Raw genomic sequence first — 19,455 nt, 5'->3', positions numbered from 1 at the left:
TGATGCGTATACTAGGAATGAAAAAAGGTGAAAAACTCAGTGCCTTTAATCAGAATCTTTATATAAAAAAGAGGAGGTTGCTCATGTATTTTGGTAAAAAGAATTCAGAGGAACCAGAAATCATTATGGAAGATACAATTGTATATGCATGCGGGTCAGCAGATTGTAATGGGTGGATGAGGAAAGATTTTGCCTCTGAAAACTATGATTGTCCAATGTGCGGCAGTCAATTAGTTGAAGAAGTAAGGGAACTGCCAAAAATAGAAAATGAATATAATGCGTTTAAATAAAAGAGGTGAATTATTGCCTCTTTTATTTTTTATTAAATAGAATGAGTATCACCCCGATGTTCTGTTTTAGTCGCATCCTTTACATATAAAATCATATGTGGTATGATAAAGATTCAGTGTTGTTAAGAGTAAACACTGGAGGGTAATTTAAAGTAACATTTTTATTAATAAAATATTTTTCATCATCTTTATGATGGAGTAGAATCAAGTTAAACACATCTAGAAAAAGAAATACGTCTAATCACCAAGTATTTTCCTCGATCCATTTTTGTTCTTCATTAACTTACTTCTATGTACCATTTATCTTTTGGAATTTAAGTTTCCCAATTGGAATTACGGACGGTTTTAATTAATAAACATGTACTTACAAGCTTTTATCTGATTCTATCAGGCACGGTCTAGGAACCGTATGGATGGGAGAGAGGCAGGGCTTTCATTGTTTTAGGTTTTGGCACTAAAATTACTCTCATGCTTAATTCGCATTCAATTCATTCGAATGAGCAGGAAGAATCATGTGAAATTGATTCTTCAATAACGCAGTCTTGATTGCCTTAGGGAAATCAGAGACTGTGTTTCATGATTATCTGGTCTATGGATACGAGGATATAAAGAATAATGGCTTTCATTTCTTCATAAGAAGCTTTACTCAATTATAATATGCATATATATGATATAATGGTTTCTGGGATACTAAAAATTCATGGTTGTGATCTCAAGTTCTTTCCACTCAATGAGTTTGAGTGTATAGAATAACAACAAATCTTAGATAAGCGAATGAGTGTTTACTCACAATTATTTAGATTAATCGCCATCTATTCTTCTTTTATCTTTATGGCTTGGGATCTGTTATGCAGGACGGAGTCAATTCAATTCTAAGGAGTGAGATACATGTATAGAAGAAATAATACGGAAGAAATCATTCCTGAAGAAACAAAGGTGTGGGAATGTACATCAGAAGATTGTAAAGGCTGGATCCGCGATAACTTTACAAGTAATGATGAGCACGTTTGTCCACTATGTGGCAGCGAAATGAAACCCGGCACTAGAATGCTTCAAGCAATCAACAATCCAAGAAACTATTAAGTCTTTATAAAAAAAGCTGAAGGGGATTCCCCTTCAGCTTTTTTTATCTTTTTGCTTATTTAAGTAGATGTAGCAAAAAGCCAGAAAAATTAAAGATAAGGAAGATTAGTGTATATCCTTTTTCTTGAACCGGCCCCCACGAACTTCAGCAATATCTCCGACTGCAAGGAAGGCAGATGGATCAAAGCTTTTGACTATATCTTTAAGTTTTGCTTCCTCAAGGCGATTTATTACACAAAAGATAACCTTTTTATCGTCTCCTGAATAAGCACCTTCGCCAGCTAAAAAGGTCACACCTCGACCAAGCCGACTCATAATTGCATCACCGATATCTCCAAACTCATCGCTGATAATCCAAACAAATTTAGATTCATCCAAACCAGCGATAACAATATCCATCGTTTTATAAGCTACGAAATACGCTATAATCGAATACATGGCTCGGTCCCATGAAAAAACAAAGCCAGCACTGCCAAGGATGAATAAATTAAAGAACATGACAATCTCTCCAACAGAAAAAGGAAGCTTCTTGCTAGCTAGAATAGCTAGAATTTCTGTTCCATCTAGAGAACCGCCATATCGAATAACCATTCCAACACCAATTCCAAGAATCATTCCGCCAAAAGCGGACGCAAGGAGGATATCTTGAGTGAAAGCTGGTACGTGGTGAAGCAATGTAGTGGTTATGGAAAGGACTAAAATCCCATATAGAGTAGATAATGCGAAGGTTTTTCCAATTTGTTTATAACCGATAAAAAAGAAAGGGAGATTCAAAACAAAAAGAAAGATACCGAGCTTCCAGCCCGTGATATAAGATAGCATAATAGATATACCTGTTATACCACCGTCTATTACATTATTTGGTACTAAAAAAATCTCGAGGCCTACAGCCATTAAAACAGCACCGATTGTAATTAAAAGACCTCTTTGTAATATTTGCCTTAGTGTTAATTTTTTATGCTGGGTCTTCTTTTGCATAATTTCTGTTGTATTTGTGTTTGCCAAGTCTGACATAATCATGCCCCCCACTCCTTCTATATATATATGTACTATTTAATTATAAACCTATAGGTATAATTAAATAAAGAAATTAACATTCTTAATTAATATACTTTTTAAATAATAACCAGTGTAAATATGTAGTTAATTGTTTCATGCAATGAAAAAGCCCTTTATGAATGCTTGTCACTTCACAATCACTTTTTATTTTACTCTATACAGAAGAATAGTATTTCTCATTTTACTGCATTTATTAAAAAAACTTCTTGTTTTCTTTAGAAAAATGAAGAGCGAGGAAGATAATATGTGTAAATAGATAGGTATTAAGAAATAAAAGCCTTTAAGGTACAACAAACTTCCATTACAATATAGGAGAATAGAATGACAGAGGTGAAAATGTAAACCATGGAACAATCAATTGTATCATCTAATCCTATCCTTTTTATGATTGCCGTACTTTTGATATTTATGGCGTGTTATACGGCGTTAGATTTACTGACAACATTAATTACAATAGTAAAATACAAACGTCTTTTGTATATAGGTAGCATTTGCTCTATGGGAGTAGCTATCTGGACGTTAAATTTTGTGGTCATATTTACTTTTGAGCATACGGGAAAGGCAGCGTACAATTTTGCTTCGATAATGCTTTCATTAGCAATAGGCGTAGTTCTCGCAGGGGTAGGATTATTAGCTATTTCTTATAAACAACAGTTACTACAAATGATTTTTTGCAGTTTTATGTTTACGATGGCGATTTTGTCGAATTATATAATGGGCATGTTTGCTTTAAACAACGCTGTGCAATTTAACCCTTTGTTACTTGTTATTACGCTACTCATTATTTTTAGCTTATTTTTAATCTCGCTGCTAGTCTTATTTTATATAAATAAAGTAAGTCAATCTTCCCTTAAGCCAGTCAGTACTCTAATTATGAGTGTGGCAATCATCGAAGGGTATTTTCTTTTTTTGAGAGTGTTTCCGGTTACTGGAGAAAAGGAGAAAAATGAATTTGTTCAACTTAGCCCGTTTATTTTATATTTAGTCTGTTTTGTTTCATTATTTATCCTTGCCAGTTTAATTGCTTCTAGCACGATTGTTGGAAGGCGTTTGGCAAAGAGTGATAGCACAGTGAGTGATATCCGTTATGCTTTGGATCAATCTTCTATTGTAGCTATAACTGATGCAGAAGGAATCATTACATATGTTAACGAAAAATTTATAGAAATCTCACAATATGAAGAACATGAACTGATTGGAAAAAGTCATTCTATCATTAATTCTGGTTATCATCCTCAAGAGTTTTTCGCTGACCTTTGGTGCACAATCAAAAAAGGAAAAACGTGGAATGGGGAAATTTGTAATCGGGCAAAAGATGGCGAGATTTATTGGGTGGATACTACAATCGTACCATTTATGAAAAAGGGAAAACCATATCAATATATTTCTATTCGTTCGGATATTTCCCGTCGAAAAAGAGCGGAAAGCGACCTAAGGGTCTCAATTAAGGAATTAGAGGATATGTATTATGCTATTAACCAATCATCCATAGTAGCGATTACCGATGATAAAGGGGTCATTGTCGATGTAAACGATAAATTCTCAGAGGTTTCCGGATACAAGAGAAGTGAGTTAATTGGTCACACTCACCAATTGGTTAATTCTGGATATCACTCAAAGGAATTCTTCGATGATATGTGGAAGACCATCTATAATCGGAAAGTATGGAATGGCGAAATTAGAAATAGAGCGAAAGATGGCAGTTATTATTGGGTCGATACAACAATCGTTCCATTTTATACTGTGGAAGGAAAACCATTTCAGTTTTTGGCTCTTCGGTATGATATAACGGAGCGTAAACGAACTGAAGAGATGCTTCATCGACAGGATAAACTGGCTGCAGTCGGCCAGCTTGCTGCTGGTGTTGCACATGAAATTCGGAATCCACTTACCTCGATGAAAGGGTTTACTGAATACTTACAATTAGATGAAAAAGATGAAGATAGACTTGGGTACTTAGGAATTATTATGGATGAGATCAACCGTGTAAATGAGATAGTTGAAGAATTCTTAGAACTGGCCAAACCACAGTCCCTGATTTTGGAAACGAAGAATATAGTACCGATTATTCAAAATGTTTTATCACTAACAGAGTTTAATGCATGGAAGAAGAATGTTATTCTTTCCTTTGATTGTTATCACGAGGAAATTCTAATTAGATGTGATGAGAATCGTTTAAAACAAGTCATATTGAACTTTGTTATAAATGGGATAGAAGCAATGCCTGACGGGGGAGAAATAAAAGTCGTTACAGAAATTAAAGAAGAGAAAGTACATATCTCCATAATCGACACGGGAGTTGGTATGCCTCCCGATCAGCTCAGGAGGATTGGAGAACCATTTTTCACGACGAAAAAATCCGGTAATGGGTTAGGACTTATGATTAGCTTTAAAATCATTGAAAGCCACCTAGGGCGAGTATTTGTAGAAAGCGAAGTTAACAAAGGTACTGTTTTTAATATTGTGCTTCCTATGGAAATGGTAAAGGATTTTTCCAATGATGGAATTGAAGAAAAAGCGGGGCTTGTATAATATGTATTTAATGCATGTATATGATATTTTTGAAGAAGATGACCGCATGGGGGATACTGGATTTGGAAAAACAAAAGCAGGCTAATATTTTAAGTTTGAAGATTTTTTATCTTTTTTCGTTTTTTGCTGTGGGAAGTTTAACACCGCTCTTAAGTGTTTATTTAGCCAATGAGGCGGGGTTAAATGGAATTGAAATAGGAACTATTATGTCTGTCGGGCCGATAGTAATGATCGTTTTTCAGCCAATTTGGGGTATTGTCTGTGATTGGAGCGGAAAACCTGCTAAAATTCTTGCAATGACATCGTTGCTCGCTGGTTTATTTGGCTTAGGATACTTGCTCTTCGAACCCTATTTACTTTTAGTATCTGTCGCAGTTGTATTGGCAATCTTTCAAAGTGCCATTATACCGGTTTCAGATAGTATTACCCTTCAATATACAACAAGAATCAAATCGAATTATGGAAAAATACGTTTATTCGGTTCGCTTGGTTTTGGTGTGGCTGTTTTTGTAATGGGAAAGTTATCGGAATCATTTATTGGTCCTTCTGTTATATTTTACGCCTTTTTTATCGGTCTATTAATCGCGGCTCTTCTAGCTTTACGCTTGCCTGAAGAGCCTCCTCAAGTAAAGGCAAAACTTTTCAGTGGGATGAAAGAACTGGTAACAATGAAACGTTTCCTAATCTTTCTTGCTGTAACATTTCTAATCTTCGGCCCTAACCTTGCCAATAATGTCTATTATGGCCTATTTGTTGAGGCAAGGGGCGGGACATATACAGGAATTGGTATTGCGTTCTTGCTAGCTGTATTGTCGGAAATACCATTTATGAGGATGGCCGGCAGCTGGATAAATAAATTAGGCCTGCTTCCAATCACCTTATTGGCTGGAATTGCTTCGTTGGTTCGTTGGTTGTTTTATTTTACGGAACCAAGTTTGGCAATAGTATATGTGACTTCCATGATCCAAGGTTTTTCACTGGGCTTATTCATTCCTGCAGCTTTACAATATATTAGAGAAGTCGTCCCACCTCATATAACAGTTACTGCAGTAACGCTTTATTCTGCAATAGGTAATGGGTTAGGTAACTGGTTCAGTACCTTTAGCGGCGGAATAATCTTGGATAAATCAGGGATTTATATGGTGTACTTATTTTACAGTTTGCTCACACTTATGGGGATGCTTCTAACAGTGTGGCTCATGAGGCTTGAGAAAGTACCTGGAAGAATGTAAACTAGTTTTTGGAAATAATTTTGTTCATCATGAAGGTGTATTTTATATTATGTTTTGTTTATTAAATAGACCTATTCGTTATAGCGAATAGGTCTATTTTCAGTGGAAATATTTTATTGCAAAAAAGTTTAGTATTTTACTGAAAATCCCATAGAGATTATTAATGTATAATTGTGTATTTGATTCAGCGTCTGCTGTAGCTAAGAAAAATAAAAAAAGTATTAAAAAGATAAAGAAATCAGTTTGTAGACAAAAGGGGTTCGGAATGTTTTAATTCCGGACCCCTTTTGAAATTCCCTTTGAATTTTGCTCAAGATTAAGAGATTGTGGCCCCCTCAATTTTACGAACCAAATGGTTCGCTGGCACCAGTTGATCCAAAGTAATCATTTCAAGTTGATCTCGCTGAATAGANCCCCACAGGCGGCGCCGAGGAGGCTTCCTGACCGCCCGCGGAAAGCGAGTGCCTGGAGTCGAGTTTGTCTACAGTCTGATAAAGAAATTAGTTCTTATTGTTAAATTTATTTTTAAAGAAAAAGTAAATCTGGGGACAAAAGTAGTTAGGTGCTGAGTTGGCCACTGCTCATTTTCCACCCCTTGCTGCAGTTCCTATAGTGCTAACTTCATTGCCTGGCACAATATTTTGGGACACTTGCTTACAATGTATTTGTCAAAAAGAGCAGAATTACGGTGTGGTGATTTCCTCTGATTTTGTAATGAGACCTATTCAGTTTTTTTATTTTTGGAAATAATGTGTTTTAATGGAAGGAAGAGAATGTATGGAAGGATGAGTGTTATTGAGCAAAACCAAAGTGCTCGCTGTTACTGTTGTATCAGTAGTTATCGGACTGTTTTTTTTATTTTGTCTTGGATGGGCGATAATTGATTATTATGGAAAAAAGGCTTCTGATATAGGTTTAAATGAAACAAACCCCATTGAAAAAAACCTCCCGGAAGACTTTACAGTAGTTGCATTAGGGGATTCGTTGACGCGCGGAACTGGTGATGAAACAGGGAAGGGCTATGTCGGCCTTGTCGTGGAAGATTTGGAAAGTAAATATAATAGCAAACCGCTTATTCATAATCTTGGGATTAATGGACAAGTGTCTCAAGAATTGGTGCAGCAGGTGAAACAAACGGAAGTGAAACGCCAATTGCATACAGCTGATGTTATTTTAATTACTATTGGCGGGAACGATTTATTTCAACAAGGCCAAACCCTGTTTGATTATGACCTTACTGCGACTTCTGAGTTACAAGAGAATTATCTGGAAAACTTGAATACCATTTTTAAAGAAATCAATAATGTCAATGATAAGGCAGCCATTTTATTGATTGGCTTATATAATCCATTCATAGAGTTGGATGAAGACTTTGATACAAACCGAATTGTCCGGGACTGGAATAATGAAACCGCTGAAGTAGTGGCTCTTTATAAAAATGCTATTTTTGTTCCTACATTTGATTTGTTTCAATTGTCGGTCAATGACTATTTGTATTCGGACAAATTTCATCCAAATAAGGCAGGATATCGTTTAATTGCTGATAGGGTTGCTCCTTTAATACAATGGGAGGATGAGAAATAATGCGTAATGTGACATTGTCTGTTAAGGGCCTGAAAAAAAGGATTGGTAAACGGGAAATTATTAAGGGAATAGATTTTGAGTTAAATGAAGGAGAGGTTTTTGGTTTTCTTGGACCGAATGGAGCTGGAAAAACGACGACGATTCGCATGTTGGTCGGTTTGATAAAGCCAACTTCAGGATCCATTCAAATATGTGGGTATGATGTGCGCCAGGACTTCACGAAAGCGATGCAACATCTGGGCTGTATAGTTGAAAATCCAGAGCTATATCCTTTTTTGAACGGATGGGATAACTTGCTTCATTTTGCACGAATGCTACCTGATGTTGATGAGTCAAGGATCAATGAGGTGGTGGAACTCGTAGGTCTACAATCGAGAATTTACGATAAAGTGAAAACCTATTCCTTAGGTATGAGGCAGCGTCTAGGGATAGCTCAGGCAATGCTGAACCGTCCAAAGGTATTGGTATTGGATGAACCAACTAACGGCCTAGATCCTGCTGGAATTCGCGAAATGCGCGAATTCATTAGAAAGCTTGCGGATGAAGAAGGGATGAGTGTTCTGGTTTCTTCCCACTTATTAAGTGAAATCCAGCTCCTATGTGACCGGGTGGCCATCATTAAAAGTGGAGAGATTATTCAAACCGATACGGTGGAAAGTTTATTAACCACTCAAGAGCGGTTAATTTGGCGGGTGTGGCCTTTAGAAAAGGGAAAAGAAATTCTTAGCAGTTTTACGGAAATTACCGTAGATCAGGACAATATCATTACAGCTTTTAATGAACATGAAACGCCTAAGTGGAATGCTGCACTTAACGAAGCTGGTGTAAAGGTGTATGAAATGAATCGTAAGCTTCCGGGATTGGAAGAGTTATTTTTACAAATAACCGGTGGCGGAGGTGCTGGTATTGAATAACCTGATCCAAAATGAAATGATGAAGCTTCTGGCAAAGAAACGGTTAGTCATCATTGGTATCATTGTGGGTGTTTTAGTGCTGATGTTTACATATGCGCAATACAAACAAGTGAAAGAGCAACAGGAGAAGTTAGGTACTGATGATTGGCGTGCAGCTCTTCAGCAGCAAATCATTGATACCCAAAATCGGTTAGGATCAAACAGGATGCTAGATGAGTGGCGTGAACAGCTCCAGGTAAGTTTAAAACAGCAGCAATATTACCTAGATCATGACATTAACCCTTCAGAACCAGGGGCCACGACATTTACGCGTATGTTTTTAGAAAATGCTATTGATTTGTTCATCCCACTGCTGGTCATGATTGTAGCAAGCGATATGGTTTCTTTCGAAAACAGTCAGGGCACGATTAAACTTCTGCTTACAAGACCAGTGAATCGCTGGAAAATACTAATGAGCAAATATGTGACATTATTATTGTCCGTTTCTATTATCGTGGCTATGACAGCGTTATTGTCATATTTTTTATCGGGACTTGTTTTTGGGTATCATGGATGGGAAGCCCCTGTAATAACCGGTTTTGGATTGAATGGCAGCGATGTAGATGTCAGTCAGGTTAGAATAGTTGAGCAATGGAGATTTCTATTAATGGATATGGGGCTTGTCTGGCTGGTAGCAGTAGTTGTAGGGACTCTCTCTTTCATGTTATCGGTTTTAGTTCGAAGTACACCTGCGGGTATGGGCATAATGCTTGCGGCACTCATATCAGGAGCTATTTTGAACAATATGGTGTCGTCATGGGAATCGGCGAAGTACTTCTTTATGGTAAATTTAAAATTAACTACTTATGTTAGCGGAACAGCACCACCTATTGAGGGAATGACCTTATTATCCTCCGTCATTACTCTTTTAGTCTGGTGGGCGCTTGCTTTGATTGTTTCTTTTACAGTATTTACTCGAAGGGATGTTTATTAAGGAAGGACAGCTTTGTAAAAATCAAGGCTGTCTTTTACTTTTTTTTACAGCGTATCCTTTTAAGTTTATAAAATGGATGATTTTCATTTGAATGAAAAATTCCTTCCAATGACTTCAGTTTCTAGTGAGAAGTTAAACTTGTTAAAGATGATATTTATTGTCTCCCGATACAAATTGTTAATATTATTTTTGTAGGCTCCCCCAAAGATGAAAATGGCTAGACCGGATTATGGGAAGTATGTGAATTGAATGCTATTGGGTTTTTGAATAATATCTTTTAAATAGTCAACAATAATCAAGCAACTATTGCTAAATGGAGGGGTTTCTATGACTACACTAAGAGAAATTATGACAACAGACGTGGACTGTTGCACTGTGGAAGATAATATATATGAAGCAGCAGTCAAAATGAGGGATGATGATGTTGGAGTCATTCCTGTATTGGAGAATAACCATTTAATGGGTGTCATTACAGACAGGGATATCGTTATCCGCTGTGTTGCCGAGAAAAAGCCGAATTCAACGAGAATAACCGATGTTATTTCCACGGATCTTGTAACTGGCACCCCTGATATGTCCGTAGAAGAAGCAGAGGATTTAATGGGGAATGAACAAATCAGAAGGCTCCCTATAATTGAAAATGACAAGCTGGTCGGAGTTGTGGCATTAGGTGATCTTGCTGTACACCATCAGACAAATTCAATTGCGGGAAATGCTTTAAGTTCAATTTCCGAGGACAGAGATCAAATTCAACACTAAAAACAAAACTCTGTTAGCTTTTGCTAACAGAGTTTTGTTTTTAAAAATATTTATTGAACCATCCTTTGATTTCTTCAACATGCTGAAGACGCATCTTTGGAGAACCGCTTCGCGATACTTCATGGGTTTCTCCTGGAAAGGAAACGAGTTGAGCTTCTTTCTTTTGTCGTTTTAAAGCAACAAAAAATTGTTCGCTCTGTTCAATTGGGCATCGATAATCCTTTTCGCCATGAAGTAAAAGTAAAGGGGTATTCACATTAGAGACATACTTTAAGGGTGAGTGCTGCCACAATTTATCCGCCGAGTCAAAAATATCACCCTCAATTTCCCACTCCGTAAAATAATAGCCAATGTCGCTTACGCCATAAAAGCTTAGCCAATTACTGATGCAGCGCTGAGTCACAGCTGCCTTGAAACGGTTCGTATGACCAACAATCCAGTTTGTCATGAACCCTCCGTAACTGCCGCCGGATACTCCTAATTTTTCATGGTCTATAAAATCATAGGTCGCTAGAGTATAGTCTACAGCGGCCATTAAGTCCTTATAATCCATTCCTCCATAATCTCCTCGACATGCATTAACAAAGTCCTGACCGTATCCCACACTCCCACGTGGGTTGGTGAATAAGACAGTATAACCTTCATTAGCCAAGGTCTGGAATTCGTGAACGTAACTATTAGCATACATCATATGTGGTCCGCCATGGATTTCTAAAATGAGTGGATATTTTTGGTTGTCTTTAAATTCGGTCGGTCTCATAATCCAGCCGTGGATTGTAAGCCCATCAACAGATGGAAAAGAAATAGGTTCAGGTTGTGATAAATATTTATGCTGTAAAAATTCATCATTCACAAAACTGATTTGTGCTTTTTCTCCATTCGTAAGGTTATAAACAAAAAGGTCACCGGGATGAACAGGTGTACTGATGGCGACAATGGCACGGTGACTTTCAGGATCTATGGTTAGACCGTATATATGCTGTGGGTCAAGGATTGATGGATACATGGCTCCTTCAATAGATCCATAATAAACTCCGGTATTTCCGTAATCGCTTATTAAAAAATAAAAGCCTTGGCTATCGTTTGTCCATAAGATTCCTGGGTCTACTGCTCCGATTTGGAAATCGCCGATTGCAGAATCTCCTATTTGAACGTCCCATCCTTCCGTCAGGCACTGTATGGTTTGATCAAACATTGAGTATAGCCAAATTTTTGAAAAGGTAGCCCCGGCAAACTCTTTGTTATGACCAATGAAGGATAGATACTGACCATTTGGAGACCACTTCGGGTCTTTAAAAAAACCAGAACTGCCCGTTATTTTCTTTGAAGATTTTGTTTCAAGATCCATGATAAAAATATCGCTGAAAAGATCGTCATCACTTTTTTCAGCTTCTCCGCATATGTAAGCAATCTGCTTCCCGTCAGGAGACCAGGCATTTGGGCGATAATCGATGTTATTTTCTGTTAGCAAGATGTTTTCGTCTTTTTCTATATCTACTATAACAAGCTGTTGATATAGCTGATCAAAATAGCCTCTGCCATCCCATTTATACTTAAGTTGGTCATAGCGCTGAACTTCTTTGGACAGGTCCTTTTCTTCTTCCACAGTAAAAAGGGCTTCACCCTCCTTTAACCCGGTTGAAAGTAACAGCTTTGTAGAGCACGGGGACCAAATCGGATTTGTTGCTCCGTTGATAAAATGGGTTATTTGTTGAGATTCCCCGCCAACGGTAGAGATTAAATGGACTTGTTTTTTTCCTGACCGGTCTGATATAAAGGCTATATTCTTTCCGTCTGGGGACCAGCATGGAGATGTATCTCGGTTTTCTCCAAATGTCCATTGCTGTGTTTCATTCGTAATCAAGCTGAACATATACAAGTTGGAAACGTATTTTTCTGTTTTTTCATCAATTCTTGTTTGAACATAAACCGCCATGCTACCATCAGGTGATAACTTTGGATCGGTCACTGATTTCAAGTGGAATAAGTCTTTTGCTGCTATTCCTATTTTGTTCATGCTTTTCACCCTTTCATGTTTCTCATAGTTATGTATTTCGCTAAAGAGAAATATAAACCCTTTAGTAAATATTTTACTCTTAAGTATTATTTATTGAGAAACGAAGGATTTGAAAAAAATCCGACCTTTTTAAAAAGGACGGATTGATCAAGATATATGGATAAATAAATTGTTAATAGGGTGTTTCCTTGATTAATTAGACTTGTGTTGTGTATGTGGACGGTGCGGCGGAATTTGGAAATTGTGTTCTTCCATCATTTTATAATGCTTTTCAAAGTGTGAAAACATTTTATCGGCTTCTTCCTTAGAAAGTGCCCCGTACTCTACGTATTTTTCAATTAATTTCTTTTTGTCCGCTAGAATCTGTTGTTGGATTTTTGCGAGTTCTGCCTTTTGGGCATCGGTGAATTGTACGCTTTCTGGTTTATCAGATTTTTGAGTATCCATTGCTGAAGCCGGGTGATTCAAACTTAACAAGAATAGGGAACAAACGGCAAAACAAATGACTAAAAACTTTTTCATGAATAAACGTCTCCTTTGTTATCTGTCTTATTAAAGCTGTGGAACCTATTTAAAAAACTTGCTATTGTGCCTTCTAATAGGTTTCTCAGCTGCAGGAAGAATTACTTTATACCTTTTTATCTTTTACAGCATTAACAGATATATGTAATATTTTTCTGTTCATTCGCTAGATGGTTTGTAAGAGGCAGAAATGGGTAATGTAAATTTAAGGTTGAAACTTTTTCATCACGGAAGTGAAATTTATGGAGTTAGATGATTAGTATGACTGAAAAGAAAGGAAGATTATAATGTTTTGGACGATAATTGGGGCATTAATATTAATATGGGTACTTGGTTTAGTGTTTAAAGTGGCCGCGGGCTTTATTCATATATTGCTTATCATAGCGGTCATTCTTATACTTGTGAAAGTTTTTCAAGGGAGAAGACGAGTGTAGATTTACTTGCGATTCGATGGTCATACGCAATAGCATTTATGAGTGTTCAAATACAAAGAGCGCCCTCGCATATAGGGCGCATTTTTGAGTTTTCTATAAGTTAACTTGCTTTAATCCATGTAAGGAGGTGGCTCACCCATCAGTCTTTTGTGTATCCATATTGCTGCCTGAGTCCCGTCTCCCATGGAAATGGTGACTTGTTCGGAATGGGCAACAAGGTCGCCACCAGCCCAGACTCCGTTAATATTAGTTTCTTTTGTACGTGGATGGATAACGACGTGATTACTATCATTTACCTTCACACCTAATTGCAAGGCAAGATTATTATTCAGTTTGTTACCTTTAAAAGCGGTGAATGCCTTTTCAGCTTCAATTATTTTCCCATTTACTAATTGAATCGCTGTCAACTGTTGTTTAGCATCAATAATTACTTCTTGTACTTCTTCTTCGTATACAGGAATCTTATTTTCCTCCAGCTTTTTTCTATACTTATCATCAATTTTTGATTTTAAGTGATTTACGTAAACGATATCTTTTGACCAATATAATAGAGTAAGGGCCATACTTGCACCCGCATTTCCCCCGCCGAGAACCACCGTTTGCTTATTCATAATTTCATAACCATCACAGTCGGGGCAAATATAGGTGGATGTTCCAAGAGTGGGATAGAGGTTTTTAATCGGAGGGATGTTATCGGTAATGCCTGTTCCGAGAAATATTGTTTTTGCTTGGTATTCCAGGCTATTCGCCGTACGAATAAAAAACTTGTCCTGTCTTTTTTCCAGCAATGTCACAGAATCATTAAAGAATTCGACACCGAATTTTTCTGCGTGCTGTCTGCCAAGACTTCTTAATTGGCTGCCGCTCACTCCGTCTGGCCATCCAAGTATATTATGGTAAGCCTTAGCTATTGTAGATCGGCCGTGTGCAGAATCAATTACGATAATATCATGTTTATATCTACCGAGCTGAATGGCTGCCTGGATACCGGCGATTCCCCCGCCAATAATAATACAGTCTGCTTGCTTCATAAATTCACCGCCCATAATTTTAGGAATAAACCTAGTTTTATTCTTTCTGTAAAAAATATACCACCAGACATAGATCGGTAAACTATTGGAAGACATAAAAAGAGGATGATCGCCAATTGCGACCTTCCTCTTTTTCTTGCATATGCTATTGATTCTGTATTGGTTCGAGCCATTCTTGTGCCCAGTGTTGAATTTCAGTCATTACGGGCGCAAGAGCTTTGCCTTTTTCTGTTAAAGAATATTCAATCCTGACAGGTGTCTCTGGATAAACGTCTCTTTTTACAATACCTTCAAATTCCAAGTCCTTTAAACGTTCAGAAAGAATCCTGCCACTGATTGGGAAGGCAGATTCAATATTACAAAACCGTTGAGGGCCAGTAAGCAATTGATTGACAATCAATCCAGTCCAACGTTTACTCAAGATTTGCATGCCTTTTTCAAATCGCGGACAAAGTGTCGTATTATTCATCATATCACCCCATTATTATATATTATAATGCATTTACCTCTTCTGTAACAACTTTACCGAATATTATTTAGTTACTAGAGCCGTTTTAGTATAAAAAATATATTAGCTTACTTAAGGTATAATATAAGGTGTTAGAAAATATTTCCGCCTCGAAAATGCCACATTTTAAAAGAAATGGTCATTCAAAAAGAAGTTCCTTTAGAGATAAAATGAGAAATATGGTACTTTATTAGTGAACTAAAAGTTTGTGTAAATGGAAGGATTCGTGGGATAGATGAGTGATTTACTGCAAGAGGCCGTATCCTTTATCAGGAAATGCTATTCAGAATTAGTAAAAACAGAAGAAGAAACGAATAGTAGAATTGAACATATTAAAAAGGAAATTATAGATACAGGTAGATATGAACATACATTAGAAGAATTAGAACATGGTGCTAAATTAGCATGGCGTAATAGCAATCGCTGCATTGGTCGCTTTTTTTGGGAGTCGTTGAGAGTGATTGATAAAAGGATGCTTCAAAGCGAAGAAGATATTTTTTCCGCTCTTTTTGAACATATTGGTTACGCTACGAATAATGGAAACATCAGACCTGTGATTACGATTTTCAAACAAAAAGATGATGAAAAAAAGGTGGATATTTGGAATCACCAGCTTATCCGCTACGCAGGGTATGAAACAGAACATGGTGTTATTGGAGATCCAAGTTCAGTAGAATTTACGAAGCAATGCCAAGCGTTAGGGTGGGAAGGGAAATTTGGATCTTTCGATGTTTTACCACTTGTAGTCCAGTTGGACGGAAAAGAACCGAAACTTTATGAAATTCCTAAAGAGCTAGTTAAAGAAGTTCCAATCAGCCATCCTGAATTTTCCTGGTTCACAGATCTTGAGATTAAATGGTATGCAGTTCCAATCATTTCAGGCATGAGACTTGAAATCGGCGGTATTACATATTCTGCTGCACCATTTAATGGCTGGTATATGGGGACGGAGATTGGTGCGAGAAACCTTGCAGATGAGGATCGCTACAATATGCTTCCCAAAATAGGCGAGAAGATGGGTTTGAATATTAAACGGGAATCTAATCTATGGAAAGATCGAGCCTTGATTGAATTAAATGAAGCGGTCCTTTATTCCTTTAAAAAATATGGCGTTAGCATTGTGGATCACCATACAGCCGCTAAACAGTTCAAGAAATTTGAGGAAAGAGAATCCTCTTGTAACCGAAAAGTAACGGGGGATTGGACATGGTTAATTCCCCCAGTCTCACCAGCTACGACACACGTTTTTCATAAACCGTATAACAATGAAATAATGAAGCCGAATTTCTTTTATCAAAAGCCTCCATATAATTAGAGGTTTACGTTAACTTACATTGGGTATATTTATATTAATCCAACGTAAGGAGGAAGGTAATGATGGCATTAGGAAGAAACGTAGTATTGCTAGGAGTCGGAGTTGCCGGAGTCTCGTTTTTATCAACAAAAACGAACAGAGGAAAAGTGAAGGATATATGGACCAATGCAAAAGATAAGACTATGAGCTTATGGCAAAAAAAGCATTCAGATTTGGATCCTTTAATTGAAAAGGCAGGTCACCCGGATCCGTATGATCATGAAGATAATAAAATGGTTGACGAAGGCGCTATGTACAGTGTGAACTACTATAATAATGCGAAGCATGGATAATTAAGTGAAGAATCGCTTGGGGATGTCCCCAAGCGATTTTTTTATGATATTATTCTTTGGCATATTTATAAAATTTCTTGCTTCTTAATATAAATAATCAGAAAATTCTGAATTTATATTAGGTAATTTCAAGGTGGGAAATTCGTTATTGTGCTTTATTAGAATAAGGATTAAGATAAAAGAATCGAAAGGAAGTGGATACAAGTGAGCAGCAGTTCTTATGATCCTGAACCCAGAAAGCAAGAGGAAGCCAATATGATGCTAGACGTCGAGACTGTTATTCTTCCTGAGTATCTGCTCGAAGAAGGTAAATAGTGCTTTCTCTATAGAAGAGGAGGTCAACTAAATGATTGAAATCTACAAGACGAATGAAAACCGTATTCTGAATAAAACCGGGGAAATGACAAAAGGTTCTTGGGTGAACATTGTTGCACCGACAGAAGCCGAAATTGAATATATATGTACGACTTTGCAATTACCGATTAATTTCATGAAAGATCCGCTAGATGATGAGGAACGGCCACGAATAGAAAAAGAAGATGATAATGTGTTAATTATCGTCGATTTTCCTTATTTGACACAGGACGAAGCGAACCTGCCCATTTTTGAAACGATTCCCATTGGAATGATCTTTACCAAAGACTGTTTTATTACGATATCTTTAAAAGAGACTCCTATATTAACAAACTTTAAAAACAATAAAATCAAAGGGTTTTTTACAAATAAGAAGACAAGGTTTGCCTTGCAATTATTATTTGAAATTTCATCTTATTATTTACGTTATCTAAAACAAATTAACAAGATGACTAATGAAGCGGAACGTGAATTGCACCAGTCAATGAAAAACAAAGAACTATATACATTCTTAGCATTAGAAAAAAGCCTGGTTTATTTCACGACATCATTGAAATCCAATAGGGTTGTTCTTGATAAAATTCTCCGATTTAATTATTTGAAAATGTATGAGGAAGATAAAGAATTACTAGAGGACGTAATTATCGAAAATGCACAAGCTATTGAAATGGCTGAAGTGTATTTATCGATTCTTAGCGGGATGATGGATGCATTTGCTTCAATTATATCCAATAATGTTAATAATGCTATGAAGTTTCTAACATCAGTTACAATTATATTAACGCTTCCAACCATGGTGGCAAGTTTTTACGGAATGAATGTAGAACTCCCGTTTGAACATAGTTCGTTTGCATTTATCTTTACTTTATTAATTGCTATTACTTTAGCGGGTACAACAGCATTTATTTTTTGGAAAAAGAAATATTTTTAAGATTAACCGGCTTACAAGTAAGCCGGTTTTGTTATGATTCCTCAAAATACTCATTAAAGCCTTCACTGCTTATTCTATCGGTATAGGGGTTCTTATCCGTTACATTCTTTGTATCTAAATTTGTTTTAATGACTAGTCTGGGGCTTTGTGATGGCTGCGCAATGATACGGTCATTTAAATCCTTAAAATCTGGTAACTCCTTATTGCCGGGATTGTTTGGTTCCAAAAAAATCACCTCCATTTGTATCTTTGCAAAAAATGATGCAATGTATTCATGAATATGCTCGTTGGTGGAAATCATAAAAGAACAAGAGGAGGAGATTATGATGACAACATGGAATAAGCAGGCAGCTCCTGATAATAATTTAAAGGCAACTGATTTAAAACCAGAAAGGGCTGTAAAAGCAAAATCGAAAACAGTCACCATTGATGAAGATCAATTGAATGATGTGAAAATTCAACAGGAAATCATGAAACAGAATATATAAAAACAAAAGGGGCCTAGTTTTAGGCCCATTTTGTTTTTATGAACGTTTCTGCTTTTTTTGTGATGAGGATTGGGTAAAGGAACCAGTTTCTTTCGTTGTTGTACCTTGTCCCTCTATTTGTGAAGAACCTAAACGAGTTTGCGATGCGTCTTTTTTATTTTTTCCATTCATATTTATCACCTCGACATTACTTTTCCTATTTCCTTTGCATCCTATACATATATTAAAGGTAAAAAGGACAGCTTAGCAAGTAGAGGAGGTGTGTGTTGATGTCAAAAATCGGTGTTGAAGAATCATTAACGAATATTCAGGAAGCACTTCGTGAAAAAGGTTTTGATGTTGTAGAGATTAAACAAGAAGCTGACGCAAAAAACTTGGACTGTTTTGTGGTAACAGGTTTGGAAACTAATGTGATGGGAATAATCGATACTTCATCTAAAGCTTCTATCATAGAGGCAAATGGTTTATCGGCTGATGAAGTGTGCCGCGAGGTTGAAAATAAAATTAACTCTATTCAATAGTACAAAAAGTGCCTAACCCTCTATAGGGTTAGGCACTTCAGTTTGTAGACAAAAGGGGTTCGAAATTATAAAATTCCGAACCCCTTTTGAAATTCCCTTTGAATTTTGGTCCAAGGTTAAGATATTGGGGCTCTACGAGCCCACTCTGTTAGGCCATTTTTGGACCTTGCCATGTCCAATTGGCCATCTTCTTTAAATTAATGGCAGCGAAAGTAAGCATCGCTTGCATCGACAATTTTTTAAGTCCCCTTAAAGTAGTCCAACGCATACCATGCTTTTCTTTTGCTATGCTTCCCAAAATAGGCGAGAAGATGGGTTTGAATATTAAACGGGAATCTAATCTATGGAAAGATCGAGCCTTGATTGAATTAAATGAAGCGGTCCTTTATTCCTTTAAAAAATATGGCGTTAGCATTGTGGATCACCATACAGCCGCTAAACAGTTCAAGAAATTTGAGGAAAGAGAATCCTCTTGTAACCGAAAAGTAACGGGGGATTGGACATGGTTAATTCCCCCAGTCTCACCAGCTACGACACACGTTTTTCATAAACCGTATAACAATGAAATAATGAAGC

Annotated in this window: 21 protein-coding genes and 2 pseudogenes; 15 read left to right on the top strand and 8 right to left on the bottom strand. The window is 36.9% G+C overall.

The features are described 5' to 3' along the window. Positions 1-83: 83 nt before the first annotated feature. Both AKG34_RS13170 and AKG34_RS13165 read left to right on the top strand, forming a co-directional pair. On the top strand, positions 84-290 hold the full coding sequence (locus tag AKG34_RS13170) for a cold-inducible protein YdjO-related protein (protein WP_053346482.1): 207 nt from the start codon (positions 84-86) through the stop codon (positions 288-290). Positions 291-1,178: 888 nt separating this feature from the next. Beyond that, positions 1,179-1,373: a cold-shock protein gene (locus AKG34_RS13165; protein WP_053346481.1), complete on the top strand. Its 195-nt coding sequence runs from the start codon at positions 1,179-1,181 to the stop codon at positions 1,371-1,373. Between the two features lie 105 nt (positions 1,374-1,478). Here the strand turns inward: AKG34_RS13165 and AKG34_RS13160 are convergent, their stop codons facing one another. Further along, entirely contained in the window at positions 1,479-2,387 is a 909-nt protein-coding gene (locus AKG34_RS13160; RefSeq protein ID WP_053346480.1) for a YitT family protein, read from the bottom strand. Between the two features lie 390 nt (positions 2,388-2,777). Here AKG34_RS13160 and AKG34_RS13155 point away from each other — a divergent pair, with 390 nt between their 5' ends. The 6 genes from AKG34_RS13155 (at position 2,778) to AKG34_RS13130 (ending at position 10,426) form a co-directional block, all read left to right on the top strand. Further along, positions 2,778-4,964 carry a PAS domain S-box protein gene (locus AKG34_RS13155; protein WP_053346479.1) on the top strand — a complete coding sequence of 729 codons (2,187 nt, stop codon included), beginning with the start codon at positions 2,778-2,780 and terminating at the stop codon, positions 4,962-4,964. 62 nt (positions 4,965-5,026) lie between these two features. Further along, positions 5,027-6,196, top strand: a complete 1,170-nt coding sequence (locus tag AKG34_RS13150; protein WP_236694946.1) for an MFS transporter — start codon at positions 5,027-5,029, stop codon at positions 6,194-6,196. Positions 6,197-6,991: 795 nt separating this feature from the next. Further along, a complete protein-coding gene (locus AKG34_RS13145) occupies positions 6,992-7,780 on the top strand; it encodes a GDSL-type esterase/lipase family protein (RefSeq protein ID WP_053346478.1) in 789 nt (262 codons plus the stop codon). After that, a complete protein-coding gene (locus AKG34_RS13140) occupies positions 7,780-8,694 on the top strand; it encodes an ABC transporter ATP-binding protein (RefSeq protein WP_053346477.1) in 915 nt (304 codons plus the stop codon). The genes AKG34_RS13145 and AKG34_RS13140 overlap by 1 nt, the downstream gene beginning before the upstream one ends. Continuing rightward, entirely contained in the window at positions 8,687-9,667 is a 981-nt protein-coding gene (locus AKG34_RS13135; protein ID WP_053346476.1) for an ABC transporter permease, read from the top strand. Before AKG34_RS13140 ends, AKG34_RS13135 begins: the two co-directional genes overlap by 8 nt. A gap of 327 nt (positions 9,668-9,994) precedes the next feature. Further along, positions 9,995-10,426 carry a CBS domain-containing protein gene (locus tag AKG34_RS13130; protein ID WP_053346475.1) on the top strand — a complete coding sequence of 144 codons (432 nt, stop codon included), beginning with the start codon at positions 9,995-9,997 and terminating at the stop codon, positions 10,424-10,426. 40 nt (positions 10,427-10,466) lie between these two features. Here the strand turns inward: AKG34_RS13130 and AKG34_RS13125 are convergent, their stop codons facing one another. Then, entirely contained in the window at positions 10,467-12,443 is a 1,977-nt protein-coding gene (locus AKG34_RS13125; RefSeq protein WP_053346474.1) for a S9 family peptidase, read from the bottom strand. Between the two features lie 192 nt (positions 12,444-12,635). Then, positions 12,636-12,965 (bottom strand): YckD family protein, encoded by a 330-nt coding sequence (locus AKG34_RS13120; protein ID WP_053346473.1) that lies wholly within the window; start codon positions 12,963-12,965, stop codon positions 12,636-12,638. A gap of 287 nt (positions 12,966-13,252) precedes the next feature. Here AKG34_RS13120 and AKG34_RS27605 point away from each other — a divergent pair, with 287 nt between their 5' ends. Then, positions 13,253-13,399 carry a lmo0937 family membrane protein gene (locus AKG34_RS27605; protein ID WP_116820598.1) on the top strand — a complete coding sequence of 49 codons (147 nt, stop codon included), beginning with the start codon at positions 13,253-13,255 and terminating at the stop codon, positions 13,397-13,399. A 110-nt stretch (positions 13,400-13,509) separates the two neighbouring features. On the opposite strand, the gene AKG34_RS13115 is transcribed toward AKG34_RS27605, so the two are convergent. Continuing rightward, positions 13,510-14,430, bottom strand: coding sequence for an NAD(P)/FAD-dependent oxidoreductase (locus tag AKG34_RS13115; protein WP_053348104.1), 921 nt, complete (start codon positions 14,428-14,430; stop codon positions 13,510-13,512). Positions 14,431-14,575: 145 nt separating this feature from the next. Then, positions 14,576-14,899: a winged helix-turn-helix transcriptional regulator gene (locus tag AKG34_RS13110; protein WP_053346472.1), complete on the bottom strand. Its 324-nt coding sequence runs from the start codon at positions 14,897-14,899 to the stop codon at positions 14,576-14,578. 274 nt (positions 14,900-15,173) lie between these two features. Between AKG34_RS13110 and AKG34_RS13105 the strand changes: the two genes are divergently transcribed. From AKG34_RS13105 to AKG34_RS13095, 3 genes are all read left to right on the top strand, one after another. After that, positions 15,174-16,253: a nitric oxide synthase oxygenase gene (locus AKG34_RS13105; protein WP_053346471.1), complete on the top strand. Its 1,080-nt coding sequence runs from the start codon at positions 15,174-15,176 to the stop codon at positions 16,251-16,253. 62 nt (positions 16,254-16,315) lie between these two features. Continuing rightward, positions 16,316-16,585 (top strand): YbyB family protein, encoded by a 270-nt coding sequence (locus AKG34_RS13100; protein ID WP_236694945.1) that lies wholly within the window; start codon positions 16,316-16,318, stop codon positions 16,583-16,585. A 346-nt stretch (positions 16,586-16,931) separates the two neighbouring features. Then, the gene (locus AKG34_RS13095; RefSeq protein WP_053346469.1) at positions 16,932-17,870 is read left to right on the top strand and encodes a magnesium transporter CorA family protein; all 939 of its coding nucleotides are present in this window, start codon (positions 16,932-16,934) and stop codon (positions 17,868-17,870) included. 31 nt (positions 17,871-17,901) lie between these two features. On the opposite strand, the gene AKG34_RS13090 is transcribed toward AKG34_RS13095, so the two are convergent. Then, positions 17,902-18,096, bottom strand: a complete 195-nt coding sequence (locus AKG34_RS13090; RefSeq protein ID WP_053346468.1) for a hypothetical protein — start codon at positions 18,094-18,096, stop codon at positions 17,902-17,904. Between the two features lie 100 nt (positions 18,097-18,196). On the opposite strand from AKG34_RS13090, the gene AKG34_RS27990 reads away from it, so the two are divergent. Beyond that, complete coding sequence (locus AKG34_RS27990) at positions 18,197-18,358, top strand: hypothetical protein (protein WP_161804934.1); 162 nt, start codon at positions 18,197-18,199, stop codon at positions 18,356-18,358. 36 nt (positions 18,359-18,394) lie between these two features. Here AKG34_RS27990 and AKG34_RS27600 read toward each other — a convergent pair whose 3' ends face one another. Continuing rightward, complete coding sequence (locus tag AKG34_RS27600; RefSeq protein ID WP_098176396.1) at positions 18,395-18,529, bottom strand: YuzL family protein; 135 nt, start codon at positions 18,527-18,529, stop codon at positions 18,395-18,397. Between the two features lie 98 nt (positions 18,530-18,627). On the opposite strand from AKG34_RS27600, the gene AKG34_RS13085 reads away from it, so the two are divergent. Beyond that, on the top strand, positions 18,628-18,879 hold the full coding sequence (locus AKG34_RS13085) for a YkuS family protein (RefSeq protein WP_053346467.1): 252 nt from the start codon (positions 18,628-18,630) through the stop codon (positions 18,877-18,879). Positions 18,880-19,027: 148 nt separating this feature from the next. Here AKG34_RS13085 and AKG34_RS28980 read toward each other — a convergent pair. Continuing rightward, a pseudogene (locus AKG34_RS28980) lies at positions 19,028-19,165 on the bottom strand (transposase); the annotation flags it as partial. Here AKG34_RS28980 and AKG34_RS28975 point away from each other — a divergent pair. Beyond that, positions 19,161-19,455, top strand: a pseudogene (locus AKG34_RS28975) (nitric oxide synthase oxygenase); the annotation flags it as partial. The pseudogenes AKG34_RS28980 and AKG34_RS28975 overlap by 5 nt on opposite strands.

Source organism: Peribacillus butanolivorans, assembly GCF_001273755.1.
Taxonomy (GTDB): Bacteria; Bacillota; Bacilli; order Bacillales; family DSM-1321; genus Peribacillus; species Peribacillus butanolivorans.
Note: the sequence above shows the minus strand (reverse complement) of the source record. Positions and strands in the feature narration are given on the sequence as shown.